Origin of the sequence: Gottfriedia luciferensis, assembly GCF_001712755.1 — a bacterium.
GTDB classification, from domain to species: domain Bacteria; phylum Bacillota; class Bacilli; order Bacillales; family Bacillaceae_G; genus Gottfriedia; species Gottfriedia luciferensis_B.
This window is the reverse complement of the sequence record NZ_MDKC01000002.1, coordinates 257,931-271,005: the sequence shown is the minus strand read 5'-3', so window position 1 is coordinate 271,005 and position 13,075 is coordinate 257,931. Positions and strand designations below refer to the sequence as shown.

Annotated in this window: 13 protein-coding genes and 1 pseudogene; 1 reads left to right on the top strand and 13 read right to left on the bottom strand. The window is 30.6% G+C overall.

All coding sequences use genetic code 11. The features are described from left to right. Position 1 precedes the first annotated feature (1 nt). The 4 genes from argC to BED47_RS03865 all read right to left on the bottom strand — a co-directional run bounded on the left by argC (position 2) and on the right by BED47_RS03865 (position 4,264). Positions 2-1,033, bottom strand: coding sequence for an N-acetyl-gamma-glutamyl-phosphate reductase (gene argC, locus BED47_RS03880; RefSeq protein WP_029715327.1), 1,032 nt, complete (start codon positions 1,031-1,033; stop codon positions 2-4). 178 nt (positions 1,034-1,211) lie between these two features. Further along, the gene (locus tag BED47_RS03875) at positions 1,212-2,432 is read right to left on the bottom strand and encodes a phospholipase D-like domain-containing protein (protein ID WP_025568803.1); all 1,221 of its coding nucleotides are present in this window, start codon (positions 2,430-2,432) and stop codon (positions 1,212-1,214) included. Positions 2,433-2,627: 195 nt separating this feature from the next. Next, positions 2,628-3,206, bottom strand: coding sequence for a TetR/AcrR family transcriptional regulator (locus BED47_RS03870; RefSeq protein ID WP_254664540.1), 579 nt, complete (start codon positions 3,204-3,206; stop codon positions 2,628-2,630). Between the two features lie 35 nt (positions 3,207-3,241). Beyond that, positions 3,242-4,264, bottom strand: a complete 1,023-nt coding sequence (locus tag BED47_RS03865; protein WP_069032501.1) for an alpha/beta fold hydrolase — start codon at positions 4,262-4,264, stop codon at positions 3,242-3,244. A 412-nt stretch (positions 4,265-4,676) separates the two neighbouring features. On the opposite strand from BED47_RS03865, the gene BED47_RS03860 reads away from it, so the two are divergent. Next, positions 4,677-5,519 (top strand): hypothetical protein, encoded by an 843-nt coding sequence (locus BED47_RS03860; protein WP_069032500.1) that lies wholly within the window; start codon positions 4,677-4,679, stop codon positions 5,517-5,519. A gap of 258 nt (positions 5,520-5,777) precedes the next feature. Here BED47_RS03860 and BED47_RS03855 read toward each other — a convergent pair whose 3' ends face one another. The 9 genes and pseudogenes from BED47_RS03855 to BED47_RS03805 form a co-directional block, all read right to left on the bottom strand. After that, positions 5,778-6,440 carry a DUF4085 family protein gene (locus tag BED47_RS03855; RefSeq protein ID WP_025568452.1) on the bottom strand — a complete coding sequence of 221 codons (663 nt, stop codon included), beginning with the start codon at positions 6,438-6,440 and terminating at the stop codon, positions 5,778-5,780. 40 nt (positions 6,441-6,480) lie between these two features. Next, complete coding sequence (locus BED47_RS03850; protein WP_069032499.1) at positions 6,481-6,687, bottom strand: hypothetical protein; 207 nt, start codon at positions 6,685-6,687, stop codon at positions 6,481-6,483. A 218-nt stretch (positions 6,688-6,905) separates the two neighbouring features. Then, positions 6,906-7,331: an SRPBCC family protein gene (locus BED47_RS03845; protein ID WP_069032498.1), complete on the bottom strand. Its 426-nt coding sequence runs from the start codon at positions 7,329-7,331 to the stop codon at positions 6,906-6,908. A gap of 718 nt (positions 7,332-8,049) precedes the next feature. After that, the gene (locus BED47_RS03835; RefSeq protein WP_069032497.1) at positions 8,050-8,355 is read right to left on the bottom strand and encodes a hypothetical protein; all 306 of its coding nucleotides are present in this window, start codon (positions 8,353-8,355) and stop codon (positions 8,050-8,052) included. Between the two features lie 519 nt (positions 8,356-8,874). Continuing rightward, positions 8,875-9,096 (bottom strand): hypothetical protein, encoded by a 222-nt coding sequence (locus BED47_RS03825; RefSeq protein WP_025568446.1) that lies wholly within the window; start codon positions 9,094-9,096, stop codon positions 8,875-8,877. Between the two features lie 171 nt (positions 9,097-9,267). After that, positions 9,268-9,695 (bottom strand): annotated as a pseudogene (locus BED47_RS03820) (SMI1/KNR4 family protein). 200 nt (positions 9,696-9,895) lie between these two features. Then, positions 9,896-10,666, bottom strand: a complete 771-nt coding sequence (locus BED47_RS03815; protein ID WP_025568444.1) for a 3-hydroxyacyl-CoA dehydrogenase — start codon at positions 10,664-10,666, stop codon at positions 9,896-9,898. 30 nt (positions 10,667-10,696) lie between these two features. Further along, positions 10,697-11,848 (bottom strand): thiolase family protein, encoded by a 1,152-nt coding sequence (locus BED47_RS03810; protein WP_025568443.1) that lies wholly within the window; start codon positions 11,846-11,848, stop codon positions 10,697-10,699. A 29-nt stretch (positions 11,849-11,877) separates the two neighbouring features. Continuing rightward, positions 11,878-13,026: an acyl-CoA dehydrogenase family protein gene (locus BED47_RS03805; protein WP_025568442.1), complete on the bottom strand. Its 1,149-nt coding sequence runs from the start codon at positions 13,024-13,026 to the stop codon at positions 11,878-11,880. Positions 13,027-13,075: the final 49 nt, after the last annotated feature.

Here is a 13,075-nt window from a genome sequence, read left to right as displayed (position 1 = left end):
CTTATGGAAATATTGGTGTAAATTGTAAACCTGTTTCATCTGGTAAACCTAACATTAAATTCATATTTTGAATTGCCTGCCCTGCCGCTCCCTTAACAAGGTTATCAATGACCGAAACGATCGTGATTCGATTTGTACGTTTGTCGTAAGTAGCATATAAATCACAAAAGTTTGAACCATAAACATCTTTTGTACAAGGTACTCCGTCTCTTACTCTCACAAAATAGGAATCATCATAACTTTGGTTATACATTTCTTTTAATTCTTCGTTACTAATTTCACGTGTTGAAGTAGCATAAATTGTTGACAAAATCCCTCTTGTCATTGGAACTAAATGTGGTGTAAATGTTATAAAATCCTGGCTTGAATCAATTGTTCCAATAAATTGTTCAATTTCAGGTATATGTTGATGTTCAGTAATTTTATAGGCTGTTAAATTTTCATTTCGATTCATAAATTGAGTCGTTTGATTAGCCGTTTTTCCAGCTCCAGAAATTCCTGATTTAGCATCTACTATAATTGAATTTTTTTGGACAATTCCTGCCTTTAATAAAGGCGCGACTCCGAGAAGCGTTGCTGTTGGATAACATCCCGGATTAGCTATATTATTGGATTGTTTGATCGCTTCTCGATTAAGTTCAGATAGTCCGTATGTAAATTGGTTAGTTTTTGAAAAGCAAGGATGTGACTGTTTATACCATTTTTGGTATGTTTCTTCTTTTTTTAATCGAAAATCTCCTGATAGATCAATCAATTTTGTTTTCGAAAAATCGATTTCTCCCATTAACTCACTGCTAACTCCATGTGGTGTAGCAAAAAACAAAATATCATTTTCGGAAACCGACTTATTTTTATTCCACTTTTTTATTGCACCACTAGTACTAGTAGACAAATGTGGATAATAAGTAGTCAAATCTTCTGTATAATCTGATGTTGAATAAAAATTCATAACGCTTATTTCCGGATGCATTGATAGTAATCTTACGAGTTCAAGACCACCATATCCAGTTGCCCCAATAATACCGACTTTCATTTTAATTTCCCCTTTTATAAAATTATATTCTTCATTATAGTTATGAATAATTATAAAATCAATTGTATTTTTATAAATATTTAAAAATAAAAAAAGATTAACCATTTTTCTTGATTAATCTTTCATTATTTTTTATTGTATTCTTTAAATAAAAATAAAGTATAACTAGTTTTTTACCTTATAAATAATACTCAAATACTTTCGCAATTTTTTCTTTTACTTTTTCTTTAAACGGTAAATTTTTAATATAAGTAGGCGTAATTTCAAAAGCATGATTAAATACATCGTCTAATTCTGGTTCTACCTGTTTGATAAATTGTTGATCGTAAATATAACAATTTAATTCATCCGTTAAATGAAATGACCTCGAATCAAAATTTGTAGTGCCAATCATTAGTACTTTATCATCAATGTTCATTACTTTACCGTGAAAAATGCCTTTTTTAAACCCATAGACTTTTATGTTATTTTTCCATGCTTGTTTTATATATGGAAATGCTGCTTGTTGTACTAGAAGTGCATCTGACTTATGAGAATATAGTATTTTTACTTCGATTCCTCTATTTGCTGCATCTAATAATGAATCCCATATCACTTTATTATTCGGTATAAAATATGGAGAATAAATTGTTATAGACTGTTTTGCTTGTTTAAACAATTTACTATATTCTTGCTCAATTCCTATTTTAGTATAAGAAACAAATTGATGCTGGCTTCTTCCAATTTTTTTACTGATCTCCATTTGAGTAATTTTCTGGTCTGAATTTTTTCTCCAATCATGTACAAATTGTTTTTCTAAACCTTCAACACCGCTGCCAACTAATCTAAGCTGAACATCTTCCCACGGTTTTAACCCTTTTTTTTCATCTATATACTTTTTTCCAATATTAAACCCACCAATATAGCCAATTTCTCCATCAATAATCGTCATTCGACGATGATTTCTGTGATTTATCGATGCAAAAAAATAGGATAATTGCGGTTTATTAAAATAGGTAAAATGTACTCCATGATCAATTAAAGATTTTCTTTCTTTCCGTTCTAATAAAATCCCACCAAGACGATCAACAGCATAATAAACTGGAATTCCTTCATCACTTTTCTTTTTTAAGACATCTAAAAATTCATGTGAAACACGATCATTAGAAACTGAAAAAAAGTAAATATGCACTTCCTTTTTTGCATTCCTAATATCATGAAATAATTGGTTATTTAACTCCCTTCCGTTCGTATAAATAGACAAATCACTATGTCCCATTGGATAAGTTATTGGCTTTTCAGCAAAAATATTCTTTTTTTGAGCTTTCTCCATTTCAATCTCATTTAAAGCAAATAAGATGACCAATAGTGAAAATAGGAGTACTAAAGTTTTAAATATGAATTTTACTATTTTTTTCATAGATTCCTCTTACATAGTTTGGCATAAGAGTATTTTTTGAATAAAATGACTTAAATATCCATATTTATTTTAAATAATTTAAGGACTGTTAAATTTAAAAAGTTAATTTTTTGAACAAAATAAAAGGCTGTCTAATGAGACAACCTTTAACTACTCTTATTACTGAGAATTTTTATTTCAATCACCAAATTCCAATTAAGCCTTTAACATTTTCATCAAAAAATCAGTAGTAGGTAAACCGAATTTATTATCAACCAGATCTTGAATAGTTAAACTATTTATCACATTAAAATACCATACTAAAATTTTTCGTGGATCTTCCTTTAAGAATTCACCACTTTCTTGTCCTTTTATAAAAATTGGTATTAGTAAATCAATTAAATAATCAGGTGAATATTTTGATAATAATTCAGTCACTTTTTCTGGTACCTCGGTGTTTTTCCTCGCTTGTTGGATAATCATAAATGCATATTTATGATTTTCGTCTAACATTTTTTCAGTTAATAATTCTAATAGTTCGTAAGGAGTTCCTTGGAAAAACTGCAATGAACTTAACTCATTTTGAGACTCAATCATTAAACCTTCAATAATTTGAAAAAACAACTCTGCCTTTGATTGAAAATGGCGAAAAATTAAACCTTCACTAACATTTGCTTCAGTTGCAATGACACTTGTTTTCGTATTTTTATAACCATTCAAAGCAAAAATTTTCAATGCTGATTGTTTTATAAGCACTTTTCGATCAGTTTGTTGAATATTATCTTTTGGTAACAACTTACTCACTCCAATTTTTATACATTCTTCCTTAATTACATTGCTAATGGTTTCACTCTATTTATCAATTCATTTAAAAACTGCTCGGGTCTTGCAAAGCAAGCTAAATGTCCAGCATTATTTATATAAATAAACTCTTTTAAAGGCGCTTCGATTTCTTGCAAAAATCGTTCTGCATTTTTCGTAGGGGTAATAATATCATTGTCTCCTTGAAAAATAAAGAAAGGAATTGAAAATACTGTTCCTAACCTTCCATAATTAAAATTCATTAGTTCGTTAAATAATTGCTCCCCCGAAAATTTCATCCCTTTAAAAATATCGAATAGATCGTTCATATTATGTTGTGGTGATGAAAGCATTGAAGGTAAGATAAGGTCCATGATCATATTAGGAACATTTTTTATAGATTTTACTAAAATCTGATTTCTTTTATCATAATCTTTTTGTGTCCATTTTGTTTGATCTGGGCCTAGTTCTTTAAATTTCTTCAGTCCACTCGTATTCCCTGTATCAGACAAGGCATCAATGGCCAATTGATATGCAATATTTTCATAATCATAACAGTTTTGATCAGTCCCTACATACGCATAAAAGAGATTTGGCCTTTTCTTTATCATTAATGTAGCAATTAGACTACCGACGGAACTTCCAACCAAAATAATTTTATCTTTCTTAAGTTCCTCACAAATTAGACTACTTAATTCAATTCCATCTTCTGCCAACTGGTTTAATGTAATTTTACCACAGCCTTCTTTCCCATTCCTTTTAAACGTTTTTCCTGCACCTCGCTGATCCCATTGAACAATCGTAAAATGCCTTTCCCAAGGACGGATTAAAGAACTAAAAATAGTATAAGTTGAAGCAGGACCGCCATGAATTAATAATAGAACAGGGTTTCTTCTTTCTCCACGGATTGTAATCCATTGATCAATCCCCCCAATAGTTACATACTTTTCTTCATTAATCATATATTCAGTATTAATTTCTAACTTCTTTTCATTTTTTCTTTGATTAAATTTACGAAAAAAGATATCGGGTAAAATATTGGATTTTGTCATTTAGAGTTTTTCCTTTCTAATATCTTTTAGTGAGTGAGTTACTCACTCATAATATATTATGCATCTTGGTCTGTCAATTCTACTTAGGGGATATAACAATGTCGGAAAACATCAATTTTCCATATAATCCCATATTTACTTTAAGATATTTATTAGTTAGTCCAATTATGTTTGTTTATTTTTCTTAACTGAAATTTCGTTCCAAAAATTTTTAATAAAAAGTCGGTCGAGTTGTACAACTAAGTAATTCCTTAGTTCAATAAGAATTTTTAAATAGTATCTATTGATGTATGAGTAAAGTACTAAAAAAACTAATCATCTTATATTTCCAAATTTTTATTAGCTTTTTTTTCTAAAAAATAACACAAAATAGATATTATCAATTACTAAAAATCGGAGTTGATTTATAGCTGTGAAAAAAGTTTTTTTTATTGTAATCTTGTCCCTTTCATTAATTTGCTTTGCAGATTTTACTTACGCTAAGACAAACGAACCTGTATACACTCCAATTAGCTTTCAAATAGAAATTCAGGATTGGGAAGCTGTTAACAAAATAATCCCAAAATACTCGTTGTTCACTGTAATAGATGTGGAAACTGGTAAGAGCTTTAATGTACAAAGAAGAGCTGGTAGTAGGCATGCAGATGTTCAGCCATTAACAAGAGAAGATACAAGGATCATGAAGGAAATATATGATGGGAACTGGAGTTGGAAAAGAAGGGCTGTATTAATTTTAGCTGATGAAAACCTAATCCCTGCGTCCATGCACGGAATGCCACATGGTGCAGGTTCTCTTCCAAACGGTTTCTGTGGTCATTTTTGCATTCATTTTATGGGAAGCACGACACATCGGACAGGTAAAGCAGACTTATCTCATCATGTGATGATCCTTAAAGCTGCTGGAAAGATTAATGAATATATGAACAACTTACCACCTTCTCAACTGCTAAATGTATTGTTCGTTTCTATTAAAAACCAAGATAAAGGCTTGGTTAAAAAAATTGCCATAAGTAATCAAAAAAATATTAAAAAGGATCTTAAGAAAATAAAAAAAATAGAAGCAATACAGTGGACTTTGCCTCAAATAAAGAAATCAGGGGCATTTTCATTAGAAACTGAAATCCCAGTTGAGGTTAATCTTTTTATAAAAAATAGGGGTCGAATTAGGACTAAACTTTCGTTTACATTGGTGAGAACTTCACCTATTTCTCCTTGGAAAGTGAATATGGATCCTTTGTTTTCTAGCATTAACTAGTACTGTCTTTTAACATTTAATAGGGCTACCATAGTAGTAGCCCTTCTAATCGACTGAATGCATATCAAATCCTTACTCAGTACTTTTATACATTTACTATAATATTGAAAACTGATCTAAATATAGAAATATCTCAACAAATAATCCCATATTGGATATACCATCTAAAAAACTTCACTATTTATTGTTTAACCACGTTTTTCCCTATTTTTACTTACTAATTACAAATTTTCTGTACTTCGATTTTACCAACTCTTTTTAAATATTCTTACCTTCAACTACGATATCTTCAGCTACAATCTTAAATTCGATAAACGGAATGTCGAATAGGACATGAAATTCAAAACCTGGATTTGATGGATAAACTTCATCGTAAAGCCAAAAACCACCTTTAATATTCTCAGGCATACTTATTTCTTTAACTCCATTAAAAGTGAGAGTGATTTCAGAAAAATCATTAAATCCACCTTCACAATCTAAGTTGATTACAAATGTCTCTTTAGTAGGTTTTTCAAAAGATTTTACATTTGAATCATGTAATGAAATCTCATTTAATTTTACAATGTTTAATGGAAGTAAATCTTTACTCGAGTTATAGTTTATTAGATATTCTTTATCCAGATCCTCCATATTCTTGATGTATTCGTCCTTCCAACGATTAATCATTTTTCTAAGTTTTTCTGATGGAAACATTGATATCAATGTTCCATCATTAATATATGAATGGAGGGACTCAGGGAGAAATTTAAGTAAATCTTTTTTTATAATTTCTAATTCTTCTTTACGGCTTTGAATATAATCGCTTCCATTCGCTTTAAAACGCTTAATAGATTTATCCCATTCTACTTTTGTTTCTGGAAAGGACAACAAGAAACCATAAACTTGCATTTTGTGATACCAGTCTTTTGAATAATACTTCATTTGTTTGAACTCCATTTCGCTGAGAAGCCTCATGAAAATTCTACTTTCTAAATTTATTAAATTCATCAATATATAATTCGACATAGCCACAATTTGGACAAACAGCTGCTTTATGGCTTACAGAAATATTGTTCAAAGATCTTTTCCCTTTTTGATAAATCTTAATTTCATGACCATACATACTTTCAACTTTTATATTACAATTTTCTATCATTTCAGATTTACAGTGAATACAAATCCTTGTCATTCAGACACTCCTAATAAAATAATCATTATAATTTCTAAGTTTATTTTATCTAATATTCCTAGCTTTGTAATTTGGGGGATTTTTGCTTTTTTACATATCATTTAAGATACTTATATCCAACTAATCTTTTGGTTAAAACTTTCTATTTTTGGTGTAAATATTAGCTTTATAAATCAAAAAAAAGAGAATGATTCAAAATCATCATTCTCTGTAGATTCTTATAGGTTTGTTTGTTCCGCATATTTTTTAAAATTATCTAGAATTGCTTGCCATCCTTGTTGTTGAAAATCAACTGGATTAGCTGTTTCAGGATCGAATGTTTCAATGACTTCCGTTTCGTTTTCTTTACTACTAAATGTGATATTAACCTTTCTTCCATCACCTAGAGTATATGCAATAACCTCGTATTTTTTTACTTCATCATAAATCCCACCAAAGTCGAATCCAAAACTGCCATCTTTTGCTTCCATTCTTGAACAGAATTCTCCACCAACACGTAAGTCATTTACTGCAATTGGTGTATGCCAGTCGTCTGAAGGACTATTCCATTTTTTAATATGTTCGGGTTCTGTCCAAAATTCCCATACTTTTTCAATCGACACTTTAATAGTTGCTTTTACTGTTACCTTATTAGATGTTTCCATTCATTACCGCCTCTCTTGATTCCAATTTATTTTGAAGTAATCAATATTTGTGGCTACCATTTTTATACGATTTCAAAAAATTATTCTATCTATTCATTTGTTTAGTTTCTCTTGAATGTTTATTACACTGCCAAAACAGGTTTAATTTATTTAATAAGATATATAATTTAATGGGTAATATATAAAAGATTTATCAGGAAAAAGAAAGGATGGATGAAGATGGATCATCAAAAAAACAAATCCCCCAAATCAAGCATAAATTGTCCAAATTGTAATTCAAGTGTTTCCAGTAATGATGAAAATTCAAATATTAGTAGTGAAATTCAAGAACATTATTTATATGAGTGTCCAAATTGTGGGAAACCAGACCTTTTTTATAATAAAAAGTAAATTTAAAAACGACTCTTATGAGTCGTTTTTCCAAAATAAAAGTAAAATAGAATATCGCATTGCTTTAGTAGAAAACCAATGGTAATATGGTAATTTTTTGGGGTTTGTAGGGATAAATGCAGTAATGAGTGTCATCACCATACTTAATAAAAGGGTTATATTTTTATTCATTTTTTTCGACCTTCAAATATTTTAAGATAATTATATCAACCTATAATTTGGGGGAATTCAGTATATTTGGTGCAAAAAAGCAGATTATGATCTTCAACTTAAGCATGTTTTAGTTGTATAAGTTAACTCACTAATGAAAATCGATAATATTCTAAAATTAAAAACCATTTAAAACAAAATAAACGCACACCAAAATCCATGGAATAACAGGATGCATCCATTTTGAAATTTTCACGTTAAATCTACCCATGATTCTCGTAATTAAGTTATCAGATAATAGATATAAATTTATAAATAAAAAACAGAATAACATAAACCAAAAAGAAGAATACCTGTGATAAATTAATTCTATTCCAGCGATAATCGCTGGTACAAAAATTATCCCTAGCAGTAATTCAGCTAAATCATGTCGTCTAGGATTTTTTTTAGAAATCCATTTTCCATACTTCTTAAATAAAGACATTTTCTCAACACCTCAAATGTTACTATTCGATGTTTACTTATTAAACTACAAATCCAAGTAAAGTTATCCATAAGTTCAATAAGTGTAAACGTAAAAAAATACTCATATGAAATTACACTGTTCATATTTTCAAAAATACATAAAAATTAATTAAGGCAAAAAATAATGCTATTACAAATAAAATAATTCTTTTCCAAACAATATTAAACTTTTGAAATATAGGAATAAGTATTTGTGATCCATAGGGAGTATATGATTCAATTTTGAATCTTGATGCGAATAGTGAAATAAACATTAAATAAATTCCTAACCCCATCAATGAAATAGAAAGTAATTTATAAAAAAGCATGAAACTCTCCCCCATTAATTAACATTTTAAGATTTATTAACACTTTCCTTTTGCCATTAAACTGCTATTTGCTGGAATAGAAAAAAGCTACCGAAGCAGCTTTAGGTTGTTCAACTAATACACTGTGTAAGTTTTATAAGAAAATTATTTAGATATTATGAAAGTTAGTATCAATTTCTTTCATTTTTTTCATTTTCTTCTGTATTAAATAAATCAGTTAAAGGAAGTTGAATTGAATTGAAATAGGTTGAAAACATATTAAGAATTCCTACAACGAATAAGATCCAACCAAAGCCTCTCAGTATAACAGGTCCAACAAAATTATTAAAATAAGTTAGCGTTACAATTAATAGACCAAATATTATGTACATAGCACTGACTGGATTTTTCATGTTTATTTCTCCTATATGTATATGTAATTTTAATTTTATCATAAAGTAAAAAAATGGTAATCAATCAAAAGACTCATGAAAAATTCACTTCCTAATGCATCTTATCTGCCAGTTTCTTAAAATAAAAAAGCCGCTTTTAGTAGTTTTTGATTTTCACAAGTGTTAGTTCAATTAAATACTTATTGTTCCTTCACTCCACCATACTAAGAATTCCTCAAAATAAGGAGCAATCCATGTACGACTATCGTCCTCATGATTCCAAACGAATATATTATTACTTTGAATGTCTCCATTTAAATAGAGAAACCGAATAAGTCACCATTACCTGCATCACCAAAAAATAATAAACAGTCGAAAGGCATATACGTATCCTTAAAGATCTCGTCAGTTCTTCGATCAACATTTTCTTCAATTATTTCTTTTGCAGACCATATTCTTACCCCTGCAACATCAATACCATTAGTTTCTTTTAGAAAATTTATTAGTTCGTTTGGTAGTTGAATATTGAATTTCGCTTGAATTTCTTCTATTTGATTTTGAGTAGCTGGCTCATTAAATTCAGCCTCTTCAGATATATTTTTTAATAATTCTTTCCACATATATTACATACCTCCTATACAATTTAATCCTTTATATATCATTGCTAATTCTCTGAATTTTCCTTTTAAAATAATAAAAAAAGCTATAAATATTTAACTGTATATGATATTGAACTAATGATCTTTTAATACAACTACATCCATTTACAAAAAAAGCAGGAGAACAAGTTAACTTGCTCTTCCTGCCTCTCATATACCTCTTATTTTGGTTGCATACGAATTGCACCGTCTAAACGGATCACTTCACCATTTAACATTGGATTTTCAACAATGCTTTTCGCTAAGTGTGCGTATTCTGATGGCTTACCAAGACGTGATGGGAATGGAACCATATTTCCTAATGATTCTCTAGCTTTTTCTGGTAATACATCAAACATTGGCGTTTCAAATATTCCAGGAGCAATGCTCATCACTCTGATGCCGTATCTTGATAAGTCCCTAGCGATTGGTAATGTCATTCCAGCTACTGCACTTTTTGATGCACCGTAAGCTGCTTGCCCCATTTGGCCATCAAATGCTGCTACTGAAGCGGTGTTAATAATAACACCTCTTTCACCAAATTCATTAGGTTCATTATTAATCATTTGCTCAGCTGCTAAACGAATAACGTTAAATGTACCAACTAAGTTTACATTAATGATTTTTTGGAAAGATTCTAATGAATGAATTCCGTCTCTTTTAATTACTTTTTCAGCTAATACAATACCTGCGCAGTTTACTACTGTATTAAATGAACCATATTTAGTTAATACATTACTAATTGAATTTTTTACGCTCTCCTCTGAAGAAACATCTGTTTTTTCAAAACAAACATTTTCTTCACCTAATTCAGAAATTAGGCTAGCAGCTCTTTCTTCATTTAAATCGAAAATAGCAGCTTTCCCACCATTTTCTACGATCATTCTAACTGTACCTGCACCTAGTCCTGAAGCTCCACCTGTTACGATTGCTATACTATCACGAATATTCATTTTTTAAATCCCCCAGTTTGTTGTTGGTTATTAATTTAATCTCTCAATAATCGTTGCATTTGCCATACCATGGCCTTCACAGATGGCTTGTAATCCAAAACGTGAGCCTGTTTTCTCTAAAGCATTACATAATGTAACCATCACCCTTGCACCACTAGCACCAAGTGGGTGACCTAATGCGATCGCTCCACCGAATATATTTAGTTTTTCAAATGGTACATTTAATTCTTTTTGCCATGCTAAAGGAACTGCAGCAAATGCTTCATTTATTTCAAACAAATCGATTTGATCGATTGTTAAACCACATTTATGTAAAACTTTTTGAGTTGCTTGAATTGGCCCTGTTAACATTAATTGAGGGTCAGATCCTACTACCGTTCTCCCAATAATTCGAAACTTTGGCTTAAATCCTAATTGTTGAGCTTTTTCTTTGCTCATTAAAAGTAGACCTGCAGCACCATCACTAATTTGGCTTGCATTTCCAGCAGTAACGGAACCTGCTTCAGTAAATGCTGGCTTTAAAGAAGATAATTTCTCAATAGAAGAGTTTTCTCTCGGTCCTTCATCTTTTGTAACTTTAACAAGCTCACCTTCTTGATTCGTAACAGAAACTGCAACAATTTCGTCTTCAAAATAGCCTTGTTTCATTGCTTTTAATGCTTTTTGATGGCTATTATAAGCAAATTCATCTTGCTCACTTCGACTGATATTCCACTTTTCATTAATACGTTCTGCTGAGATCCCTTGGTTAAATTCACCAAACATATTCGTTAGTTTTTCATTCCATTTTGATCCTTTTAAGTTCGAAAACATTGGTACACGTGTCATACTTTCAACACCAGCTGCAATGACAATGTCCATATCTCCACTTAAAATGGCTTGTGATGCAAAATGGACAGATTGTTGACTTGATCCACATTGACGGTCAATTGTAACACCAGGCACTTCAATTGGTAGACCTGCTAATAAAGCAGCAACTCTACCAATATCACCAGCCTGTTCACCAATCTGAGTAACACAGCCCATAATCACATCATCTATTTCTTTAGGATCAAATTCATTTCGACTTACTAATTCCTTTAGTACAATTGCAGCTAAGTCATCAGGTCTTGTTTCGCTAAAGCTGCCGCCTCTTTTACCTATTGGTGTTCTTAAAGCATCAACAATAACTACTTCTCTCATAAATTTGATCCTCCAATTTTAAGTCTGGATTAATTTAATCCCATTTGTTTTGCAATAATTGTCTTCATGATTTCATTTGTACCTGCGTAAATTGACATGATTTGAATATCTCTGAAACGTCTAGCAATCTCGTATTCTTCCATATATCCATAACCACCATGCAATTGAAGACACTCTGAAGCTACTTTTTTACCTAAATCTGTAATCCACCATTTTGCCATCGATACTTGCTTAACAACATTTATGCCTTCCATATGCTTATAAATTAAGTCCTCAATGAAAGTACGGCCAATTTCAATTTCAGTTGCCAATTCTACAAGTTTAAATTGAGTATTTTGGAATCCAGCAATTGATTTTCCAAATGCTTTTCTACTTTTTACATATTCAGTTGTCACTTTCAGCATTTCTTCAGCTGAAACTAATGCTTCTAAAGCAACTACTAATCTTTCTTGCTGTAATTTTTCCATTAAGTAATAGAAGCCTTTTCCTTCTTCTCCTAATAAATTCTTTACAGGCACTTTAGCATCTTGGAAAATTAATTCAGCTGTATCTTGGCTATGAAGTCCTACTTTATTTAATTTTTTTCCTCTAGAAAACCCAACTGTATCTTTTTCGACAACTAGTAAGCTTATTCCTTTATGAGCAGGTCGAATTGTCGTATCAGTTTTAACTGCAATGATGATAAGGTCTGAAAGAATACCATTCGTGATAAACGTTTTCTCACCATTAACAATATAGTAATCCCCTTCTTTTACTGCAGTTGTTTTAATATTTGCTAAATCTGATCCAGCACCTGGTTCAGTCATCGCAACTGCGCTAATATATTCACCTGAAATACATTTAGGTAACCATTCCATTTTTTGCTCTTCATTTGCATAAGCAGTCAAATAAGGTACAACTATATCATTGTGTAATGCTACACCAACTAAACTTGAACCAACTTTCTCAAGTTCCTCTATAATTATGACTGAATAGCCAAAATCTACACCTAACCCACCATATTTTTCGTCAACATAAGGACACAAAAATCCTTCATTTCCTAATTTATCCCAGAATTCTCTAGGTATTATTCTGTTTTGCTCCCACTCTTCATAAAATGGTACAGCTTCTTTTTGTAAGAACTTTCTAAGAGCCGTGCGGAAGATTTCATGTTCTCTAGTTAAGTAAGAATGTTTCATAATAAGCCCCCCAAAATAATTAATCACTTTAATAAAACGCTTACAATAC

Bases quoted from the DNA above. Each gene is read 5' to 3' on its own strand.
- BED47_RS03810 (WP_025568443.1), bottom strand. From the start codon at position 11,848: ATGAGAGAAGTAGTTATTGTTGATGCTTTAAGAACACCAATAGGTAAA.
- BED47_RS03815 (WP_025568444.1), bottom strand. From the start codon at position 10,666: ATGAATATTCGTGATAGTATAGCAATCGTAACAGGTGGAGCTTCAGGA.
- BED47_RS03855 (WP_025568452.1), bottom strand. From the start codon at position 6,440: ATGAAGTATTATTCAAAAGACTGGTATCACAAAATGCAAGTTTATGGT.
- BED47_RS03805 (WP_025568442.1), bottom strand. From the start codon at position 13,026: ATGAAACATTCTTACTTAACTAGAGAACATGAAATCTTCCGCACGGCT.
- argC (WP_029715327.1), bottom strand. From the start codon at position 1,033: ATGAAAGTCGGTATTATTGGGGCAACTGGATATGGTGGTCTTGAACTC.
- BED47_RS03850 (WP_069032499.1), bottom strand. From the start codon at position 6,687: ATGACAAGGATTTGTATTCACTGTAAATCTGAAATGATAGAAAATTGT.
- BED47_RS03865 (WP_069032501.1), bottom strand. From the start codon at position 4,264: ATGACAAAATCCAATATTTTACCCGATATCTTTTTTCGTAAATTTAAT.
- BED47_RS03835 (WP_069032497.1), bottom strand. From the start codon at position 8,355: ATGTCTTTATTTAAGAAGTATGGAAAATGGATTTCTAAAAAAAATCCT.
- BED47_RS03875 (WP_025568803.1), bottom strand. From the start codon at position 2,432: ATGAAAAAAATAGTAAAATTCATATTTAAAACTTTAGTACTCCTATTT.
- BED47_RS03845 (WP_069032498.1), bottom strand. From the start codon at position 7,331: ATGGAAACATCTAATAAGGTAACAGTAAAAGCAACTATTAAAGTGTCG.
- BED47_RS03825 (WP_025568446.1), bottom strand. From the start codon at position 9,096: ATGAAAAATCCAGTCAGTGCTATGTACATAATATTTGGTCTATTAATT.